Source organism: Micrococcus sp. H39-S4 (assembly GCF_027158145.1).
Taxonomy (GTDB): domain Bacteria; phylum Actinomycetota; class Actinomycetes; order Actinomycetales; family Micrococcaceae; genus Micrococcus; species Micrococcus luteus.
The window spans coordinates 34,655-54,769 of sequence record NZ_JAPVLT010000009.1 but is presented as its reverse complement, the minus strand read 5'-3'; the positions used below and the strand labels follow the sequence as shown (position 1 = coordinate 54,769).

Sequence of the window (20,115 nt, the reverse complement as noted above, 5' to 3'; positions counted from 1 at the left end):
GGGAATTGGGAATCTGGGGGGCCGATGGTTGACGCCACTCGGGCCCATGGGGAATTGTGAATGAGCGTAAGGCAACAAAACACCAATTCAGAAGGAGAATTCCTCATGGACCGCAACGCTCTCGACCAGCTGCAGAACTCCACCGTCTTCGCCACCGACGGCGACAAGATCGGCTCCGTCGGTCAGGTCTACCTCGACGACGTCACCAACGAGCCCACCTTCGTCACGGTGAAGACCGGCCTGTTCGGCGCCCGCGAGACCTTCGTGCCGCTGCAGCAGGCCCAGACCACCGCCGACGGCATCACGGTGCCCTTCGAGAAGTCCTTCGTGAAGGACGCCCCGAACGTGGACGCGGACGGCTCGCTGACCCCCGAGGAGGAGCAGCGCATCTACGAGTACTACTCCATGGAGTACTCCGCCGCGGATCACGACGGCGACGTGCGTCGTGACGACGTGCGCACCGACGCCGGCGCCGCCGGCGTGGCCGGCACCGCGGGTGTGGCCGGCGTGGCCGACCGCCGCGACGAGGCCGTCGTGGACGGCGACCGCCGCGACGTGACCGACCGTGACCGCCGCGACGTGACCGACGCCGACTCCGTCGTCGTCAAGGACGAGCACCTGAACGTCGGCACCGAGCGCCGCGCCTCCGGCCGCGTCCGTCTGCGCAAGCAGGCCTACACCACCACCGAGACCGTCGAGGTGCCCGTCACCCGCGAGGAGGTCGTGGTGGAGCGCGAGTCCGTCGACCCGAACTCCGCCGAGGCCCGCACCGCCGGCCGCGACGGCGACGTCGAGGTCACCACCTACGAGGAGACCCCGGTCGTCAACAAGACCGTGGACGCCGAGAAGGTCTCCCTGGGCAAGCGCCAGGTGCAGGACACCGAGACGGTGACCGAGGAGGTCCGCCACGAGGACGTCAAGGTCGACGGCGACGCCACCGATCGCGACCTCGACGGCCGCAACGACCGCAAGGATCGCATCTGATCTGAACGGACGCGTCGGCCTCAGGCCGGACGGCTGACAGATCACGCGGGGCCCCGGATCCATGGATCCGGGGCCCCGCTCGTGCGCGATGGTGATCCGTCCGTGAGCACGCCGCTCCTTTGCCCTGCCCTGGCCTGGCGCGCTAAACTGAACCGGTCTGACCGCGCGTCGCCCCGTGCGAGGCGCGCCGGATGGAGGAGACGTGCCAGAGCGGCCGAATGGACTTCACTGCTAATGAAGGGCTCGACGAAAGTTGGGCCGGGGGTTCAAATCCCCCCGTCTCCGCCAGAGAGGGCCGGAATCCACGCGATTCCGGCCCTCTTCGCGTCTGTACGCGGGGACCTGACATACCGACCGGCTGGTGACTAGCCCTCCCCGCGGCGCTCGCGCATGCGGCGCAGCAGCTCGTACGCCTCCGGGACGGAGAGCTCCGAGTGGCTGGACAGCTGGACGGCGGCGGACTCGAGGTTGCCGTCCCGCACCATGGCGGAGAGCTGGTCGCGCAGCCACGGCGGCAGGTCCTGCGAGGAGAGGCGGACGGAGTCCGTCCCCCGCATCACCTCGACCTCGAAGGGGAGCTCCTCCTCGGCGGGGGCGGCGGTCCACTCGGCCGGGACGGTCAGGGTGGTCAGCTCATCGGCGGGCGTCGCCGTCGGACGCGGCGCAGCTGAGGCGTGGTCGGTGTCCTGCTGGGCGTCGTCCTCGGCCACAGCGTCAGAGGTCTCGCGTTCGGTCGTCTGGGCGTCCGGCTCCCTCCGCCCGCTCAAATCCTGTCCGGGCCGCTTCGGCCCGGGGGTCTCGGCCGGGACCGCGTCGTCCCGGTGGGGCTCTCCATGGTCGTCGGGAACGGGCCCCGCGACTCCGGCGGACGTGGCGTCCGGTTCCTGCACCGGCTCGGAGTAGACCTGCGGATGCACGGCGAGGGACTGCACGTCCATGACGGCGTCCTTCAGGCCGCGTCCCGTGTGGGCGCGGTAGTCGCGCACGGCCTCCATCACGCGGCTCTGGGCGATGTGCCCGTACACGCGCCGATGGGCGTCCTCGTCCAGCAGCCCCGCCGCCAGACGCGCCCGCTCCGGTCCGATGTCCAGCCCGCGACCGGACGGCGTGCGCTGATCCGCCGCCTGACGCGCTCGACCGGCCGACATCCACCGGGCGGCGGCGAACGCGAGGGCGCCGATGACGACCACCGCGAGGACAGGGACGAGATATTCCATGCCTCCAGTCTAGGTGTGGCCCGCGAGGGCCATGCCGACGGCCGCGGCGCCACATCACAACCTGGTCACAGTTCTGCCAGGGCCCCAGAGCCACCGAGGGCCTCGCCTACGGTGGAATGCGGAGTCCTCCGTGTCTGGACACGGCGGCCATGGAGGAGACACTCCGCCCGCCACTCGACCGAGCCAGGAGACCGCATGTCCTTCCCCCGCCCGTCCGCCCGCTCCCATGAGGGCGTGCCGATGCGGGCCTTCACGGCGGAGGAACGCCCGCCGCAGTTCGTCCTCTTCTCCTTCGACGGCGGCCGTCAGGACGCGCGCTGGAAGACCTTCCTGGACGCGGCCGCGGACTCCGACGCGAAGTTCACGGTGTTCCAGTCCGCGATCAACCTCATCGAGACCGCCAATCGGGAGAACTACACGGCGCCCGGCAACGAGCCCGGCTACGTGGGCACGGAGTTCGGCGGCGACGAGGCCGAGGTGGCGCAGCGCATCGAGAACATCAACACGGCCCACGCCGCCGGCCACGAGATCGGCACCCACTACGCGGGCCACCTGTGCGCGCCCACGAGGTACGGCGCAGACCACTGGTCCACGGCCGAATGGAAGCAGGAGTACGGCTCGTTCACGGACATCCTCTCCGACCCCGGCACCTACAACCCGGGCAGCTCCCTGCCGGCGCTGGAGGTCACCCCCGACGACGTCAAGGGCGGACGTCTGCCCTGCCTCGACGGGGAGTGGGACCAGCTCGTCCCGATGTGGAAGGACAACGGACTCGAGTACGACACGTCGCGTGCCGCGGCCGCCTCCGGCGTCGCCTGGCCCTACCAGGAGGACGGGATCTGGGAGTTCGAGATGCCGATGACCTGGTCCCCCGTGCTCGCCGAGAAGGACGCGGCCAGCCCGTTCGTGATGGCGATGGACTACAACTTCTGGATCTCCGGCAACGGCGGCAAGGACATCCCGGAGGACGTCGCCCGACTCACCGACTTCCAGTACCGCACCTACCGCTACATGTACGACTCGGCGTTCGCGGGCAACCGCGCCCCGCTGGTCTTCGGCAACCACTTCAACGACTGGGGTCTCAACGCGTTCAACCCGGCTGTGGAGAAGGTCATGCGCGAGGTCTGCGTCGAGGAGGACACCTACTGCGTGACCTACCAGCAGATGATCGCGTGGCTCGAGCTGCAGGACCCGGAGGTCCTCGCCGCCTGGCGCGACCAGGCCCGGTCCGCCACCGGCACGGATGCCGAGGCCCTCGGCTGGTGACCCGCGGGTCGGCCCGCTGACACCCGCCCCCACGACGGCCCCGGCTCAGCGCGCCGGGGCCGTCCCGCGCCCGCGCAGCACGACGACGGCGCTCGCCAGGGCGGTCAGCACCAGGGCCAGGACCATCAGCACCGTCCCCGGCCACCCGTGGGACTCGTGGAACACGCCGCCCAGCCAGCCGAAGAGACTCGAGCCGGCGTAGTACGCGAAGTTGTACAGGGAGGTCGACTGGGCGCGGCCCGTGGGGGCGGCCGTCCCAGACCACGCGGAGGCCACGGCGTGGGCGGCGAAGAACGCGCCCGTCACGAGCACGAGGGCGGGCACCAGCACCGCCGGATGCGGGACCGACGTGAGGGCGACGCCTGCCGCCATGGCCGCCGTCGCACCGGCCAGGACGGGCAGCCGGCCCACCCGCGCGGCCAGCCGACCCGCGCGCGGCGACGACCACGTGCCCGCGAGATAGGCGAGGAAGACGAGGCCGGCCGCCGTCGGCGTCCAGGAGAACGGCGGGTCGAGCAGGCGGTACCCCACGAAGTTGTACAGCGCCACGAACCCACCCATCAGCAGCGCCCCCTGCAGGTAGACGGCGACGAGCTCCGGCGAGCGCAGGTGGCCGCGCACGATGCGCACGAGCGTCGCCGGGGAGGTGGGCGACGGCGTGAAACGTCGGGCGCGCGGCGTGATCGCCAGGAACCCAACGGTGCACAGCACCCCGACCACGGTGACGGCCAGCATCCCGCCGCGCCACGAGGACGCCTCCGCGACGGGCAGGGCGAGGAGCCGGCCGGAGAGCCCGCCGAGGGTGGTGCCGGCGATGTAGGTGCCGGCGGCAGCCGCGACCGCGTGCGGGACCACCTCCTCCGCCAGCAGCGCCACGGCGAGTCCCGCGACGCCCCCGTGCGCCATGCCCTCGAGCAGGCGCAGGCCCAGCATGGCCTCGAACGTGGGTGCGAGGACGCCCGTGAGCGCGCACGCACTGGCGGAGACCATCGAGACCACCATGGCGCGTCGGCGGCCCCACCGGTCCCCGGCCACGGACCACGGCACCACCGACAGGGCGAGGCCGAGTGTGCTGGCGGAGACGAGCAGGGCGGCACGGTCCGCGGGGACGCCCAGGTCGTCGCTGACCAGCGGCAGCAGGCCCTGCGGGGAGTAGAGCTGGGCGAACGTGGCCACCCCCGCCAGGAACAGCCCGATCAGCAGCCTGCGGTACGCGGGCTCCCCGGGAGCGGCCGGCGCGGGTCCCGACGGCGGGACGGCCGGGGGCCCCGCGCTCGGGGGCGGAGTGGTCGGGGGCACGCCCTCACTGTATCCAGGCTGTCCACTACGATCGGTCGGGTGACTACCTCGACCCCCTCCCTCGACCTGCACGACTCCTTCAAGGCGTACGACGTCCGCGGCATCGTGGGCGAGTCCATCACGGCGGAGAGCGTCCGCGCGGTGGGCGCGGCCTTCGTGGACGTGCTGGGCCTGGCCGGTCACACCGTGCTGGTCGGCGGGGACATGCGCCCCTCCTCGCCCGCGTTCATGACGGCCTTCGCCGAGGGTGCCACGCGCCGCGGCGCCGACGTCGTCACCCTGGGGCTGATCTCCACGGACATGCTCTACTACGCGGCGGGCGTGAAGCAGGCCGCGGGCGTGGTGTTCACCGCCTCGCACAACCCGGCCGAGTACAACGGCATGAAGATGGCCCAGGCCGGCGCCGTGCCGGTCTCCTCGGACACCGGGCTGTTCGAGATCCGCGACGCGGCCCAGGCCTACCTCGACGCCGGTGAGATCCCCGCCGCCGAGACCGCCGGCACCGTGACGGAGGAGGACATCCTCCCCGGCTACGCCGCATACCTGCGCTCGCTCGTGGACCTGACGGGGGTGCGCCGCCTGAAGGTCGTGGTGGACGCGGGCAACGGCATGGCGGGCAAGACCACCCCGGCCGTCCTCGGCGACGCCGAGCTGGCCGCCCTGCCGCTGGAGATCGAGCCGCTCTACTTCGAGCTGGACGGCACCTTCCCGAACCACCCGGCCAACCCGCTGGAACCGGAGAACCTGCGGGACCTGCAGGCCGCCGTCGTGGAGCACGGCGCGGACATCGGCCTGGCCTTCGACGGCGACGCCGACCGCTGCTTCGTGATCGACGAGCAGGGCGCCCCGGTCTCCCCCTCCGCGGTCACCGCCCTGGTGGCCCGCCGCGAGATCGCCCGCGCGAAGGCCGACGGCGAGCAGACCCCCGTGGTCATCCACAACCTGATCACCTCCCGCGCCGTCCCCGAGCTCGTGGCGGCCGACGGGGGCCGGGCCGTGGAGACCCGCGTGGGCCACTCCTTCATCAAGGCGGTCATGGCCGCCGAGTCCGCCGTCTTCGGCGGCGAACACTCCGCGCACTACTACTTCCGCGACTTCTTCAACGCGGACACCGGCATGCTCGCGGCCATGCACGTGCTGGCGGCCCTGGGCGGCCAGGAGCAGCCGCTGTCCGAGCTGGCCGAGGAGTACGAGCCGTACGTGGCCTCCGGAGAGATCAACTCGCAGGTCGCGGACAAGGACGCCGCCGTGGCCGCGGTGGTGGCGCAGTTCGCCCCCGCCGTGGGCGAGGGCGTCGGCGAGGGCCAGGCCGTGCACGAGGACTTCGCCGGGGTGGCCACCACGGTGACCCGCATGGACGGCACCACGGTCGCCGCCCAGGACGGCACGTGGTGGTTCAACCTCCGCCCGTCCAACACGGAGCCGTTCCTGCGCTACAACGGCGAGGCCCGCACGGCCGCCACCATGGAGGCGCTCCGCGACGCCGTGCTGGCGATCGTCCGCGCGGAGCGCTGACCTCGGCGGCTCATCCGGCCTGGGCCAGGACGAGCGGCAGCACCCCCTGGGCGCCGGCCTCGCGCAGCACCCGCGCAGCCTCGGCGAGCGACCACCGCGAGTCGACGAGGTCGTCGACCAGCAGCACGGGGCCGTGGCGGCCGGCGTCCGGGGCGGTGCGCAACATCTGCGCCATCGCCTCGGGGACGGCGAACCGGCCGTACACGGACCCGAGCCGGTAGGCGCTGTTGCCGCCCGGCCCGGCCGTGGGGCCGCCGCGCGCGTGCTCAAGCGAGCCGAGGAACGGCAGCCGGCCGATCCGGGCGATCCCCTCGGCGAACGACCCCACCAGCTGCGGGCGGGTGCGCGAGGGCATCGCGACGACGGCGATCGGCCGCGTCCGCCACCCCCAGCCGGCCAGGACGTCGACGGCGCCCCGCAGGACCTCCTCCGGCACCGGCGCGTCCTCCCGGTCCAGCAGGTCCCGCAGGACGGTGCCCCACCCGAGGTCCGTCAGGCGGGCGAGCGCGCGGCCCTCCTCGGCCTGCGACTCGGACGCGATGCGCCCCTTGACGGGCACGCCCAGCCGGTCCATGCCCGAGGGCCACATGCGACGGGGCTCGATCGGCACACCGGTGCGGCGCAGGGCGGCCTCCGCGCGCTCACGCGCCGCCCCGTCCGATCCCGTCGGGTACCAGGGGCCGGCGCAGACGTCGCAGCGGCCGCACGGCGCCGCGGTGGGGTCGTCCAGGGTGCGGGCCAGGAACTCCATGCGGCACCGGTCCGTGGTCTGGTAGTCGAGCATGAGCCGCTCCTCGGCCCGGCGGGCCTCGGCCACGCGGGCGTACCGCTCGGCGTCGTACGTCCACTCCCGCCCGGTGGCGCGCCAGCCGCCGCCCACCCGCTCGACCGCCCCGTCCACGGCGAGGACCTTGAGCAGCAGCTCCAGGGAGGTGCGCTTGATCCGCACGGACGGCTCGAGCGCCGCCACGGAGAGGGCCCCGCCGTGGTCCGCGAGCGCCCCCAGCACGGCGCGCGCCTGCTCCTCGTCCGGCATGGAGGCGGTGGCGAAGTACTCCCAGATGCGACGGTCCTCGGGCCCGGGCAGCAGGAGCACGTCCGCGTGGTCCGTCCCACGGCCGGCGCGGCCGACCTGCTGGTAGTACGCCACGGGCGAGCCCGGCGCACCGAGGTGCACCACGAACGTCAGATCCGGCTTGTCGAAGCCCATGCCGAGCGCCGAGGTGGCCACGACGGCCTTCACCCGGTTGGCCTTGAGGTCCTCCTCGATCTCGGCGCGACGCTCCGGGTCTGTGCGGCCCGTGTAGGCGACCACCTCGTGCCCCGCCTCGCGCAGGGCGCGCGCCGTGTCCTCGGCGGCGGAGACGGTGAGGGCGTAGACGATCCCGGAGCCCGGCAGGTCCCCGAGGTGGTCGATGAGCCAGGCCAGGCGCGCGGCCGGGCTGGGCAGGCGCAGCACACCCAGGCGCAGCGAGGCGCGGGCCAGGGGGCCGCGGAGCACGAACACATCCCGCTCGGAGGCGACGCCGAGCTGCTCCACCACATCCGCCACCACACGGGCGTTGGCCGTGGCGGTGGTGGCCAGCACGGGCACCGCGCGCGGCCCCTCGGCGGGAAGCAGCCCGATCAGGTCCCGGATGCGGCGGTAGTCCGGCCGGAAGTCGTGGCCCCAGTCGGAGATGCAGTGGGCCTCGTCCACCACGAGCAGACCCATGCGCGCCACGAGGTCCGGCAGCTGCTCGTCCCGGAACCGGGGGTTCGTGAGGCGCTCGGGCGAGATCAGCAGCACGTCCACCTCGTCCGCCGCGAGCCGGGCCCGGACCTCGTCCCACTCCGTGGCGTTCGCCGAGCTCACGGACGCCGCGCGCACGCCCGCCCGGGCGGCGGCCGCGACCTGGTCCCGCATGAGCGCGAGCAGTGGGGAGACGATCAGCGTGGGCCCCGCGCCGCGGGCGCGCAGAAGGAGGGAGGCCACGAAGTACACGGCGGACTTGCCCCAGCCGGTGCGCTGCACCACCAGGGCGCGGCGGCGGTGGGCCACGAGCGTCTCGATCGCCTCGAACTGCCCGTCCTTGAATCGCGCGTCCGGCCGGTCCACGAGCCGACGCAGGACGGCCAGGGCCTCCTCGTGCAGCGCGGCGTCGCCCCCCGGCGCGGAGGTCTCGGGGAGGCGGGGGCCGGCGTCGGGGTGCGAGGTGGCGTCCATGGCGTCAGTATGCCAATCGGCCCGGACACCGCAGGCGCGGCGGCGCCGTGCACCGGTGGGATGATGGCGGGATGAAGCTGAGCGCCTACACCGACGTCTGCCTGCGTGTGCTCATGACGCTCGCGGCCGCCGAGGGGGAACGGCTCACCAGCCAGCAGATCGCGGACCGGATCCAGGTGCCCTACAACCACGTGATCAAGGCGGTCGCCGAGCTGCGTCGCCGCGGGACCATCGAGGTGCTGCGCGGTCGGCACGGCGGGGCCATGATCGCCGCGGCCGGTCTGGACCAGCGTGTGGGCGAGCTCGTGCGCTCGCTGAGCAGCCGCGACGAGGTGATCGACTGCGCCGGGCGCGACTCCGGGGTGGCGTGCCCCTACGCCGGCGACTGCCGCCTGCGCGGCGCCCTGCACCGCGCACGCGAGGCCTTCCTCGCCGAGCTCGACACCGTGCGGATCCGGGATCTGGTGAGCGCCGGGCCTGTCGGCGGGCCCGTGCTGCTGGGCCTGCCGGAGATCCCCGTGGCGCACTGAGGGAACGAGCCGGGGGCGAGTTCCCGACGGCGATGGCCGGGTGTAATCTGGCAAAACCAGCGCAAGATTCCCCACCGAGGAGACGGAGACCCCCGTGCTGTCCGAGAAGTCCCGCCCCGTCATCGAGGCCACCGCCGCCGTCGTCGCCGAGCACATGCCGGAGATCACGCCCCTGTTCTACGCCCACATGTTCGAGGCCCACCCCGAGCTCCTCGACGGCGTCTTCTCCCGCGCCAACCAGCGCAACGGCGAGCAGGCCCAGGCCCTCGCCGGCTCGATCGTGAAGTTCGCGGTGCACCTGCTCGAGAACCCGGGCACCCTGCCCGAGGCCGTCCTGTCCCGCATCGCCCACAAGCACACCGCCCTCGGCATCGTCGAGGAGCAGTACCCGATCGTCTACGAGAACCTCTTCTGGGCCATCGGCGAGGTGCTCGGCGACGCCGTCACGCCCGCGGTGGCCGACGCCTGGACCGAGGTCTACTGGCTCATGGCCGACGCCCTCATCAAGATCGAGAAGGGCCTCTACTCCCAGCAGGCCAACGACAGGATGTGGACGGACTGGAGGGTCGTCGCGAAGGAGCCCACCGGCAACGCGGCCGTCACCTTCCGCTTCGAGCCGACCGACGACACCCCGCAGTCCCGCGGCAGGGCCGGTGGCTACGTGTCCGTGCGCCTGAAGGTCGAGGACGGCCTGCGCCAGTGCCGCCAGTACTCCCTCTCCGAGAAGGCCGAGTCCACCACCGAACGTGTCATCACCGTGAAGCTGGACGAGGGCGGCGAGGTCTCGCCCATGCTCATCCAGAACGTGGAGGTCGGCGACGTCATCGAGCTGTCCAACCCCTACGGCGACATCACCCTCGAGGACGAGGACTCCACCGCTCCCCTGGTCCTGGCGACCGCCGGCATCGGCATCACCCCGGCCGCCGCGATCCTGGACGCGCTCGCCCAGCAGGGCTCGGACCGCCAGGTCCTCTTCTTCCACGGCGACGCGTCCTGGGAGGCGGTGGCCCTGCGCGAACAGGTGACGGAGTCCCTGGCGGCGTTGCCGCACGGCGACGCCCGCCTCTTCCTCGGGGTGCGGCCGGAGCAGGACCCCGAGGGCGTCACGACCGTCGAGGGTGTGATGCACTTCGACGACGTCGAACTGCCCCGCGACGGGCACTACATCCTGTGCGGCCCGCTCGCGTTCATGCAGTCCACCCGCTCGAAGCTGATCGACGCCGGCGTGCCCGCGACGTCCATCCGCTACGAGATCTTCGGCCCGGACCTCTGGCTCGCCGCCTGATCCGGCCCTCCTCCGGACGTCGGGTCTCAGCCCCGGCCGGCCGCCCGCCGCGCCCCGGCGACCAGCAGCAGCGTGGCCCACATGCCCAGCAGGAAAGGCCAGGTGAACACCGGGATCGCGGTCTCCACCAGCACGTGCTGGAAGGCCAGGCTCAGCGCCACGCCGACGACGACGAGCGGCACCCGCCGTCGCCAGCCGCCGAGCCCCTGGACCACCGCGCCGAGCGCGATGGCGACGAGCACGGAGCTGTACCCCCACAGGCCCGTGGACACGTCCGTGAGCTCGTGCCCCACGATGAGACGGGCCGCGGCGAAGGAGGCCACCGCGCCGAACAGCCCGTAGAGCCCCACCCGCCAGGACCCCACGAAGAGGGCCGCCAGGATCAGCGCGCCCGGGAGGGCGCCGTCCGCCAGGACCACCTCCGCGAAGCTGTTGAGCAGTCCCAGGCCGAGACCGGGCCACGGGGACCCGGATGAGGTCAGCGGGGCGGAGGGCCCGGCGAGGGCGGCCGTGAGGAGGGTCAGCATGCCCGCGGTCAGGCAGAACGGGGCGGTGGACACCGGGAGTCCCGCGGAGCGCAGGGGCCGGGTCGCGAAGAGCCGGGCCACGAGCACGTGCACGGGGACGCAGGCTGCGGCGCCGACCACCGTGGCCAGCACGGCTGTGAGGGGGGTGGGCGCGAAGACGAGCGCCGCGGCGGCCCCCACGAGCGCGCCGTTGTAGCCCATGATCCCGTGCCGCGCCTCGTCGCCGAGCACGACCGCCCGGGCCCGCAGGTCGTCCTCGGTCTCGTCGGGGTGCCGGACGGCCGAGCACAGCGCCTGCACGGCGGAGCCCAGGGCCGTCGTCACCGCCGCCCAGGGGTGCATCAGCGCCAGGGCACCCAGGATCAGCGCGCCGCTCAGGGAGTTCTCCAGAAAGAAGATCTGGGACACCCCGCGCAGCACCGTGCGGAGGGCCGTCCCGAGGGGACGCGGCGCACGGGGGGATCGGGACGGAGCCGTGGTCGACGTCGTCATGCCCCATCCCCCACGGGACAGACCCGGCCGCGCCGGTGCTCGAGCAGGGCGGCGCACAGCCAGATGAGAACGAAGACGCCGACGAGCGCCAGTCCCGCGTGGCCGAGGTCCACCTCCGCCAGCCAGGTGGTCACCGGGTCCGTCAAGCCCAGCAGCTCATGGACGAACGCGCCGAGGGTGAGCACCGCGATGAACAGGGCCGAGACCGCGGACACGGAGGTGACGACGAGGTTGAAGCGGCGCCGGCGCTCGGACTGCTGCAGAGCGCTCGAGTAGAGCCGCATCATGCCCAGCCCGTTGGTGGTGTCGCAGAGCGTCATGGCGGCGGTGAACGCCACCGGCAGCGCCAGCAGGGTCACCAGGGGGATGCCGGCGGCGGAGACGGACACGGCCAGCAGCAGCAGGCCGATGGTCGTGGCCGTGTCGAAGCCCAGGCCGAAGAGGAACCCGATGACGAAGATGTCCCGCGGGGAGCGCACACGGCGCAGCGGGGCCCGCAGGAGGCGCGTGACCAGACCCGTGGGCTCCTCCGCCGGGCCCGGACGCCGTACTGCGGACGCCCGGCGCAGCCGCAGCGCCGAGACGCCGTTGTACACGCCGAGCAGCAGCAGGTAGCCACCGGACACGCCGGTGCCGATCAGTCCGAGCACCCGGTTCGCCGGCGACCCATCGGCGAAGGCCCCCTGCATGAGCCCCGCCCCGGCGACGGCCAAGACCGCCGCGAGAGTCACCACGAGGGAGTGGCCCAGGCTGAACGCCAGGCCCACGCCGGCCGGGCTGCCGCCCTCGGAGACGAACTTGCGCGTCGAGTTGTCGATCGCGGAGATGTGGTCCCAGTCGTAGCTGTGCTTGAGCCCCGCCCCGTAGGCGGTGACGAGCGCGGCCAGGAGCACGGGCGAGGGCGACGCTCCGCCGTACCCGCCCAGCAGCAGCGCCGCGGCGAGGACGTGGAGCGCCACCACCACTGCGTAGACGGCCGCCACCCGCACCCGGAGCGGTCGCTCCGGGGCGGCTGTCCTGTGGGGCGTCACGGCGGTCGGGACGGCATGGCTCATAGGGGGTCCTCCTCCTCGGCGGGCACGGATGGGGTGGGTCAGTACTTGCGCAGGGCGAGCGGGGACTGGTCCCGCCAGCGGGCACGGAGCAGGTCCGCGAGCGCGTGGTGCAGGGCGGTGATGCGGCCGGTGGAGGCGGCGAGGGAGCGCACGCTCACGCAGTCCACCCCGTGGGCGCGGCCCGTGCCCGCCCGGGTGATGCCGGAGACCGTGTCCGAGGCGTCGACGACCTCCGTGAGCTCGGCGACGAGGTCCGCGTCCAGCCGACGGTCAGCGACCAGCAGCTGCCCGGTGTGGGAGTGGCCCTCGAGCATGCCCATCCCGGTCAGGCCCTGGCCCTCCGCGGGGTGGAGCCGGAGCTGGTCCACGACGAGCCGGCGGGGGTCCCCGCCGGGATCGACGGTCACCTCCGTGCGCATGCCGAGCCGGTCGTAGCGGAACGGCTCGGCGGTGGGCGACCACCCGGGGGTGATCACCTCGGCCAGCAGCACAGAGGCGGAGGGGTCCATCACCACGCGGGTGTCCTGCAGATAGGACCCGCCCCGGTACACGATCAGCTGGTCGGGCACGTACTCGAGGACGGCACCGGGTCCCAGCCGCAGGGTCATGTCCTGCCGGGCGGGGCCCTGCGGGGTGCGGTAGACCTTCGTGGCGGACTGCGTGGTCAGCAGCAGGGAGGCATCCTCCTCGACGTCGACCTCGATCCCGTACCGGTCGGCGCCGAAGTAGGCGCCGCCGGGGTTGATCACGGTGTAGGAGACCTGCCCGGACCGGTCCAGGTAATGGGGGCGCAGCACGCGCAGCGCCCCCTGGTGGAACTGCCGGGCGGCCACGGAGCGGCCGCCGCGGACGGCGACGCGCAGGCGCAGCTCGCCGGTGAGGCCCTCAGCCAAGGTCTGCCATCAGCACGTCGTTGCGGATCCAGTCCATGACGACGTCCAGGCCCTCGTCGGTCTTGAGGTTCGTGAAGGCGAACGGGCGGTCCTTGCGGAACACCTTCGAGTCGGACTCCATGACGGACAGGTCGGCGCCCACGTACGGGGCCAGGTCCGTCTTGTTGACGATGAACAGGTCCGACTTGATCATGCCCTGGCCGGCCTTGCGCGGGATCTTCTCACCCTGGGCGACGTCGATGATGTAGATCGAGAAGTCGACGAGCTCCGGGCTGAAGGTCGCCGAGAGGTTGTCGCCGCCGGACTCCACGAAGATCACCTGAAGGTCCGGGAAACGGGCCTTGAGCTGCTCGATGGCCGCCTCGTTCATGGAGGTGTCCTCGCGGATGGCGGTGTGGGGGCAGCCGCCCGTCTCGATGCCCACGATCCGCTCCTCCGGGAGCACCGAGGTGCGGGAGAGGATCTTGGCGTCCTCGATCGTGTAGATGTCGTTGGTGATGGCGGCCATCGAGATCTCCTCGCTCATCGCGCGGGTGAGGCGCTCCACGAGCTGGGTCTTGCCGGCCCCCACGGGGCCTCCGATGCCGATGATCACGGGATCCATGGTGTTCTCCTTCTGTGTGTGTCGGTGGTGCCGGGCCGGCCCCGCGCGGGGTACGGCCGGCCCGGTGTGGTGCGCGGGCCGCTCAGCTCATGAACATGCGGGCGCGCTGCCGCTCGTGCCGCATCTGGGCGATCTCCAGCCCCGGGGCGATGGCCCCGAGGTCGTCGGGGTCGAGGTCACGGGAGACCTCGACGGCCCGCAGGACCCACTCCTGGGCCCGGCGGACGACCCGCTGGCCCGCGTCCTGGCCCAGCGGGATGCCGCGGACGGCGTTCTGCGTCAGCGACATGACGGAGGCGTGCAGGTGCGCGGCCACCGCCTCCTCGACGGGCACCCCGATCTCCCGGGCGATGACGCCCCAGACGAGGGCCTGGTGGGCGTCGAGCGTGCCCGCCTCGACCCCCTCGTGGTAGCGGCGGACCCAGTCCCCCGGGTAGGCGGGGGCGCCGATGCGCAGCAGTCGCCGCCCCATCGTGCGCCCCGCCTCGCGGATCTGGGCGGGGAGCGCCTGCGCGGTGACGAGCTCGTCCAGGTCCGCGACGGCGTCGAAATTCTCCGCCGCGTAGACCAGGCGGACCGCCAGCGCGTCCGTGAACGTGAGCTGCTGCTCCACGAACATCTCCAGCCAGGCGGCGAAGTCCTCCTCGCCCTCGACCCGGCCGTCGCTCATGTAGGTCTCCAGGCCCAGGGAGTGGCTGAAGGCGCCCGTGGGCAGCGCGGAGTCCGTCAGCTGCAGCATCCCCAGGAGGGCGACGCCGGACGGGACGCCCGGCGCCGCCGTGGAGGTGGTCCCGGCCATGTCAGTGGGTGTGCTCGGCATGGCGGAAGGGCACGTCCATGACGCGTTCCTGCCGCTCGTGGGGCACGTCGTGGGCGCGCAGGAAGTCCTCGACGGTGTGGTCGTACTGCACCACCATCGCGTCCCGGCCGAAGGGCCCGTCCGCGTCGAAGAACTGGGCCGGCAGGTGCCGGTTGCCCAGGCTGTGCGCCACGAACGCCATCTCGCGCAGCGATCGCGCCGAGATCACCAGCACGTCCGTGGACAGCACGCGCACGATCACGGCGTTGCCGCGCTCGCCCTCGTCGTCGACGGTCAGGATGTCGCCGTCCCGCAGGTCCGGGGACCCGGCGGGCAGACGCAGCCCGTACTCATTGCCGTGGTCGGTGCGCAGCCGCTGGATGCGCTTGACGAGGGCGGAGCCCTCGAGGTGCACCTGCTCCCGGTGGCGGTCGCCCACCAGGGTGGCGCCGGCGTCGTCGTGGACGTTGCCGAGGATCTCGGTGACGATCATGCGGTCCCCTCTCTCAGAACAGGAAGTAGCGCTGGGCCATGGGCAGGACGTCCTGCGGCTCGCACGTGACGGGCTCCCCGTCCACGCAGACCTCGTACGTCTCCGGGTCCACCTCGAGGCGGGGCGTCTCGCCGTTGTGGCGCATGTCCGCCTTGGTGAGGTCGCGGATGCCGTGCACGGCGCGGATGGTCTTCTGCAGCCCCAGGGCGCGCGGCACGCCGGCCCGGATGGACGCCTCGGACATGAAGGTGATGGCAGAGGTGTGCACGGCCTGGCCGTACGCGCCGAATGACCTGCGGTACCAGCGGGGCTGTGGCGTCGGGATGGAGCCGTTGGGGTCGCCCACGACCCCGTAGGCCATCTGCCCGCCCTTGATGACCAGGTCCGGCTTCACCCCGAAGAACTGCGGCTCCCACAGCACGAGGTCGGCGAACTTGCCGACCTCCACGGAGCCGACCGAATCGGCGATGCCGTGGGCGATGGCGGGGTTGATGGTGTACTTCGACACGTAGCGCTTGATGCGGTGGTTGTCCCCCGCGGTGCCCTCGTCCTCGGGCAGCGGGCCGCGCTGACGCTTCATGGAGTCCGCGACCTGCCACGTGCGGATCAGCACCTCGCCGACGCGGCCCATCGCCTGGGAGTCGGAGGAGGTCATGGAGAAGATGCCCATGTCCTGCAGGACGTCCTCGGCCGCGATGGTCTCCTGGCGGATGCGGGAGTCAGCGAAGGCCACGTCCTCCGGCAGGTCCGCGTTCAGGTGATGCGCCACCATGAGCATGTCCACATGCTCCTCGACCGTGTTCGTCGTGTACGGCAGGGTCGGGTTGGTGGAGGCGGGCAGGATGTTCGGATACTGCGCCAGCTCGATGATGTCCGGGGCGTGGCCGCCGCCGGCGCCCTCGGTGTGGAACGTGTGGATCACGCGGCCGTCGATCGCGGCGCGGGTGTCCTCCACGAAGCCGGACTCGTTGAGGGTGTCCGTGTGGATGGCCACCTGGACGTCGTACTCGTCCGCCACCTGCAGGGCGGTGTTGATGGACGACGGCGTGGCGCCCCAGTCCTCGTGGACCTTCAGGCCGATGGCGCCGGCACGGATCTGCTCGGCCATCGGGGAGATGGAGGAGCCGTGGCCCTTGCCGAGCAGGCCGAAGTTCATGGGCCAGTGCTCGAACGAGCGGAGCATGGTGTGGATGTTCCACTCGCCGGGGGTGATGGTGGTGGCCTTCGACGACTCGGAGGGACCGGTGCCGCCGCCGATCATGGTGGTCAGACCGGAGGAGAGCGCGGTCTCGATCTGGTCCGGGCTGATGAAGTGCACGTGGGTATCGATGCCGCCGGCGGTGAGGATCTTGCCCTCGCCGGAGATGACGTCGGTGGCCACCCCGATCACGATGTCTACGCCGTCCATGGTGTGTGGGTTGCCGGCCTTGCCGATGGCCACGATGTGCGCGTCGCGCACGGCGATGTCGGCCTTGTAGATGCCGGTCCAGTCGATGACCACGACGTTGGTGATCACCAGGTCGGGGACGCCGACGTCGCGGACGAGCTGGCTGTTCTGGCCCATCCCGTCGCGGATGACCTTGCCGCCGCCGAAGACGGCCTCCTCGCCGGGCGTGGTCAGGTCCTCCTCGACGACGGCGAACAGCTCGGTGTCCGCCAGGCGGATCGCGTCGCCGGTGGTGGGTCCGTAGAGGCTCGCATACTGCTCTCGGCTGATCTCGAAGCTCATGGTGTGTCCTCTCTGCGGACTCAGCGGGTCTCGTTGTCGAAGCCGGCGCGTTCCTTCAGCGGCGACGGGGCGTCGCCCGCGGCGGACTCGTGACGGGCCGGGGTGGCGGGAGCGGCGGGCGCGGCGTGGAGGCCGGCTGCCTCGTGGGGGTCGAGCGAACCGTCGACCATGTCCCGGAAGCCGTAGACGACGCGGTCGCCGCCGAGGGGGATGAGCTTGACGGTGGTCTCGTCGCCGGGCTCGAGCCGCACGGCGGTGCCGGCCGGGATGTCCAGGCGGCAGCCGAGGGCGGCCTGACGGTCGAAGTCGAGGGCGCGGTTGGCCTCGGCGAAGTGGAAGTGCGAGCCGACCTGCACGGGGCGGTCGCCCCGGTTGGTGACGGACAGCTCGACAGCCTCACGGCCGGGGTTGCAGACGACGGGGGCGTCGGCGAGGACGTACTCTCCGGGCTTCATGGTCTCCTCCTGGGTCCGGTTCAGCGGATGGGGTCGTGGACGGTGACGAGCTTGGTGCCGTCGGGGAAGGTCGCCTCGACCTGGACCATCGAGATCATGTCGGCCACGCCCTCCTGGACGTCGTCGACGGTGAGGATGGTGCTGCCCCAGCTCATGAGGTCGGCGACGCTGCGGCCGTCGCGCGCGCCCTCCATCAGCTCATAGGTGATGATCGCGATCGCCTCCGGATGGTTCAGCTTGAGGCCGCGCTGCTGGCGACGGCGCGCCAGGTCGGCGGCCACCACCACCAGGAGCTTCTCGAGGTCCTTGGGCTGCAGATGCATGTGTGCTCCTTCATGAGGTGTGCCCGGCGGGGTCGGAACGGCCCACGCACGGGCACATTTATACGCCTCGTTTCCTGGGAGGAAACCGAACGAGACTCTGAGAGGACGTCCACGTCAGAGCAAGAGCGCGGGAAATCCGGCGGCAGTGGGAGGCGGCTCACCCACCCCGGCGTCACCCCGGGCGCGACGACGGCCCCCCACCTCAGCGCGGAGGTGGGGGGCCGTCGTGGTCGGCCGGGCCGGTCAGGCCTGGGCGAACCGGGCCTTCTGCGCCTCGAAGCGCTCGCGCACGACGGCGGGCAGCGACTCGCCGAACCGGCCGAGCCACTGCTCGATGAGCTCGTTCTCCTCGGCCCATTCCGCGGCGTCGACCTTGAGGGCGTCCTCGAGGTCCTCGGCCGACACCTCGATGCCGGACAGGTCGAGCGAGCCCGCGGCCGGCACGAGGCCGATCGGGGTCTCCTCGGCCTCGGCCTTGCCCTCGAGGCGCTCCACGACCCACTTCAGGACGCGGGAGTTCTCGCCGAAGCCGGGCCAGGCGAAGCCGCCGTCGCGGTTGCGGCGGAACCAGTTGACCAGGTAGATGCGCGGCAGCTTCTCCGGGTCGGCCTTGCCGGACTCCCTGACCCAGTGGGCCAGGTAGTCACCGGCGTCGTAGCCGAGGAACGGCAGCATGGCCATCGGGTCGCGGCGCACGACGCCCACGGCACCGGCGGCGGCCGCGGTGGTCTCCGAGGAGAGGGTGGCGCCCTTGAGGATGCCGTCCTCCCAGTCGAAGGCCTCGGTCACCAGCGGCACGGTGGTCTTGCGGCGGCCGCCGAACAGGATGGCGTCCAGCTTCACGCCCCGCGGGTCGCGGTACTCGTCGGCCAGCATGTCCGTCTGCTCGATGGGCGTGCAGAACCGGGAGTTCGGGTGGGCGGCCGGGGTGCCGGACTCGGGCGTCCAGTCGTTGCCGCGCCAGTCGGTGAGGTGCTCGGGGACCTCGTCCGTCATGCCCTCCCACCACACGCCGCCGTCGTCGGTGAGGGCGACGTTGGTGAAGATGGAGTTGCCCTTGGAGATCGCGCGCATGGCGTTCGGGTTGGTGGACCAGCCGGTGCCGGGGGCGACGCCGAAGTAGCCGGTCTCCGGGTTGATCACGCGGAACTCGCCGTCCTTGCCGGCGCGGATCCAGGTGATGTCGTCGCCCAGGGTCTCGGCCTTCCAGCCCTCGATCGTGGGGTCGATGAGGGCGAGGTTGGTCTTGCCGCAGGCCGAGGGGAAGGCGCCGGTGATGTGGTAGGACCGGCCCTCGGGGTTGGTCAGCTTGAGGATCAGCATGTGCTCGGCGAGCCAGGCCTCGTCCCGGGCCATCACGGAGGCGATGCGCAGCGCGTAGCACTTCTTGCCGAGCAGGGCGTTGCCGCCGTAGCCGGAGCCGAAGGACCAGATGGAGCGCTCCTCGGGGAAGTGCACGATCCACTTGGTCTCGTTGCACGGCCACGGCACGTCCTGCTCGCCCGGCTCCAGCGGGGCGCCCACGGAGTGCACGGCCGGCACGTAGAAGGCCTGCTCGCGGGACATCTTGTCCAGCACGTCCTGGCCGATGCGGGCCATGATGCGCATCGACAGGACCACGTAGGCGGAGTCGGTGATCTCCACGCCGTACTTCGGGTCCTCGGCGTCGAGGTGGCCCATCACGAACGGGATCACGTACATGGTGCGGCCGCGCATGGCGCCGGTGAACGCGTCGTCGAGGATCCCGTGCATCTTCGCCGGGTCCATCCAGTTGTTGGTGAAGCCGGCGTCCTCCTCCTTCTCGGAGCAGATGAAGGTGCGGTCCTCCACACGGGCGACGTCGGCGGGATCGGAGAACGCGGCGAAGGAGTGGGGGAACTTGTCCTCGGCCAGGCGGGTCAGGGTGCCCGCCGCCACGAGCTCGTCCGCGAGACGGTCGCGCTCCTCCTCGGAGCCGTCGACCCACTGGACGGAGTCCGGCTGCGTCAGCTCTGCGATCTGAGCGACCCACTCGCGCAGCTGGGCGTAGTCCGTGGGCGCGTCCGCCAGGGCGCGATCCGCGAACGAGGTGGTGGCGTTGTCAGCCATGGTGGAGAGTCCTCCCATTGGGGTCCGGGGCCGTTCCGTCCCGTCCACTCCGATGCGTGCACCGCCGAAGCGCGCACCACATCGTTGTGGCCGCACGGTCCTGCCATGGTACCCGAGCCCGGCTATCATGGCCGCGCCCCCGCCACACCCCCGACTCAGACCACCGCAGACCGTCGATTTGCACTTCGCCGGAGAGGTCCTGTAGTGTTCTACGAGTTCGAGCCGCTCCGGCGGATCGGATGATGCGCCCATAGCTCAGCTGGATAGAGCGTCTGTCTACGGAACAGAAGGTCAGGGGTTCGAATCCCTTTGGGCGCACGATCGGAAGGCCCCGCTCCTGCTGGAGCGGGGCCTT

18 protein-coding genes and 2 tRNA genes are annotated in these 20,115 nt (G+C 71.9%); 7 read left to right on the top strand and 13 right to left on the bottom strand.

The window, feature by feature from the left end; translation table 11 throughout:
• Nucleotides 1–105: 105 nt before the first annotated feature.
• Nucleotides 106–984, top strand: a complete 879-nt coding sequence (locus tag O3T09_RS09655) for a PRC and DUF2382 domain-containing protein (RefSeq protein ID WP_049146144.1) — start codon at nt 106–108, stop codon at nt 982–984.
• 196 nt (nt 985–1,180) lie between these two features.
• Nucleotides 1,181–1,272: transfer RNA gene (locus O3T09_RS09650), tRNA-Ser, on the top strand.
• Nucleotides 1,273–1,349: 77 nt separating this feature from the next.
• Here the strand turns inward: O3T09_RS09650 and O3T09_RS09645 are convergent.
• On the bottom strand, nt 1,350–2,201 hold the full coding sequence (locus O3T09_RS09645; RefSeq protein WP_100056526.1) for a hypothetical protein: 852 nt from the start codon (nt 2,199–2,201) through the stop codon (nt 1,350–1,352).
• Between the two features lie 195 nt (nt 2,202–2,396).
• Between O3T09_RS09645 and O3T09_RS09640 the strand changes: the two genes are divergently transcribed.
• Nucleotides 2,397–3,467 (top strand): hypothetical protein, encoded by a 1,071-nt coding sequence (locus O3T09_RS09640; protein ID WP_240756393.1) that lies wholly within the window; start codon nt 2,397–2,399, stop codon nt 3,465–3,467.
• A gap of 45 nt (nt 3,468–3,512) precedes the next feature.
• Here the strand turns inward: O3T09_RS09640 and O3T09_RS09635 are convergent, their stop codons facing one another.
• A complete protein-coding gene (locus O3T09_RS09635) occupies nt 3,513–4,664 on the bottom strand; it encodes an MFS transporter (RefSeq protein WP_256748653.1) in 1,152 nt (383 codons plus the stop codon).
• A gap of 141 nt (nt 4,665–4,805) precedes the next feature.
• On the opposite strand from O3T09_RS09635, the gene O3T09_RS09630 reads away from it, so the two are divergent.
• A complete protein-coding gene (locus tag O3T09_RS09630) occupies nt 4,806–6,281 on the top strand; it encodes a phosphomannomutase/phosphoglucomutase (protein ID WP_063189907.1) in 1,476 nt (491 codons plus the stop codon).
• 10 nt (nt 6,282–6,291) lie between these two features.
• On the opposite strand, the gene O3T09_RS09625 is transcribed toward O3T09_RS09630, so the two are convergent.
• Nucleotides 6,292–8,487, bottom strand: a complete 2,196-nt coding sequence (locus tag O3T09_RS09625) for a RecQ family ATP-dependent DNA helicase (RefSeq protein ID WP_269295515.1) — start codon at nt 8,485–8,487, stop codon at nt 6,292–6,294.
• Between the two features lie 71 nt (nt 8,488–8,558).
• Between O3T09_RS09625 and O3T09_RS09620 the strand changes: the two genes are divergently transcribed.
• Nucleotides 8,559–9,017 (top strand): RrF2 family transcriptional regulator, encoded by a 459-nt coding sequence (locus tag O3T09_RS09620; protein WP_002858036.1) that lies wholly within the window; start codon nt 8,559–8,561, stop codon nt 9,015–9,017.
• Between the two features lie 94 nt (nt 9,018–9,111).
• A complete protein-coding gene (locus tag O3T09_RS09615) occupies nt 9,112–10,302 on the top strand; it encodes a globin domain-containing protein (protein WP_269295514.1) in 1,191 nt (396 codons plus the stop codon).
• Between the two features lie 26 nt (nt 10,303–10,328).
• Here the strand turns inward: O3T09_RS09615 and O3T09_RS09610 are convergent, their stop codons facing one another.
• From O3T09_RS09610 to O3T09_RS09565, 10 genes are all read right to left on the bottom strand, one after another.
• Nucleotides 10,329–11,321: an urea transporter gene (locus O3T09_RS09610; RefSeq protein ID WP_060775568.1), complete on the bottom strand. Its 993-nt coding sequence runs from the start codon at nt 11,319–11,321 to the stop codon at nt 10,329–10,331.
• Nucleotides 11,318–12,376: a HoxN/HupN/NixA family nickel/cobalt transporter gene (locus O3T09_RS09605; protein WP_100056467.1), complete on the bottom strand. Its 1,059-nt coding sequence runs from the start codon at nt 12,374–12,376 to the stop codon at nt 11,318–11,320. The genes O3T09_RS09610 and O3T09_RS09605 overlap by 4 nt, the downstream gene beginning before the upstream one ends.
• Nucleotides 12,377–12,414: 38 nt before the next feature.
• Nucleotides 12,415–13,269: an urease accessory protein UreD gene (locus O3T09_RS09600; RefSeq protein WP_002854155.1), complete on the bottom strand. Its 855-nt coding sequence runs from the start codon at nt 13,267–13,269 to the stop codon at nt 12,415–12,417.
• A complete protein-coding gene (gene ureG, locus O3T09_RS09595; protein WP_002854154.1) occupies nt 13,262–13,873 on the bottom strand; it encodes an urease accessory protein UreG in 612 nt (203 codons plus the stop codon). The genes O3T09_RS09600 and ureG overlap by 8 nt, the downstream gene beginning before the upstream one ends.
• Before the next feature lie 82 nt (nt 13,874–13,955).
• Complete coding sequence (locus tag O3T09_RS09590; RefSeq protein WP_100056466.1) at nt 13,956–14,672, bottom strand: urease accessory protein UreF; 717 nt, start codon at nt 14,670–14,672, stop codon at nt 13,956–13,958.
• A gap of 1 nt (nt 14,673) precedes the next feature.
• On the bottom strand, nt 14,674–15,165 hold the full coding sequence (gene ureE / locus O3T09_RS09585) for an urease accessory protein UreE (protein ID WP_100056465.1): 492 nt from the start codon (nt 15,163–15,165) through the stop codon (nt 14,674–14,676).
• Between the two features lie 13 nt (nt 15,166–15,178).
• Nucleotides 15,179–16,894 (bottom strand): urease subunit alpha, encoded by a 1,716-nt coding sequence (ureC, locus tag O3T09_RS09580; protein ID WP_100056464.1) that lies wholly within the window; start codon nt 16,892–16,894, stop codon nt 15,179–15,181.
• Nucleotides 16,895–16,914: 20 nt separating this feature from the next.
• Nucleotides 16,915–17,349 carry an urease subunit beta gene (locus O3T09_RS09575; RefSeq protein WP_098093639.1) on the bottom strand — a complete coding sequence of 145 codons (435 nt, stop codon included), beginning with the start codon at nt 17,347–17,349 and terminating at the stop codon, nt 16,915–16,917.
• 20 nt (nt 17,350–17,369) lie between these two features.
• Nucleotides 17,370–17,672, bottom strand: a complete 303-nt coding sequence (locus tag O3T09_RS09570) for an urease subunit gamma (protein ID WP_002854142.1) — start codon at nt 17,670–17,672, stop codon at nt 17,370–17,372.
• A gap of 243 nt (nt 17,673–17,915) precedes the next feature.
• Nucleotides 17,916–19,760: a phosphoenolpyruvate carboxykinase (GTP) gene (locus tag O3T09_RS09565; protein WP_144879285.1), complete on the bottom strand. Its 1,845-nt coding sequence runs from the start codon at nt 19,758–19,760 to the stop codon at nt 17,916–17,918.
• Nucleotides 19,761–20,004: 244 nt separating this feature from the next.
• On the opposite strand from O3T09_RS09565, the gene O3T09_RS09560 reads away from it, so the two are divergent.
• A tRNA-Arg gene (locus O3T09_RS09560) sits at nt 20,005–20,078 on the top strand.
• The last annotated feature ends 37 nt before the right edge of the window (nt 20,079–20,115 follow it).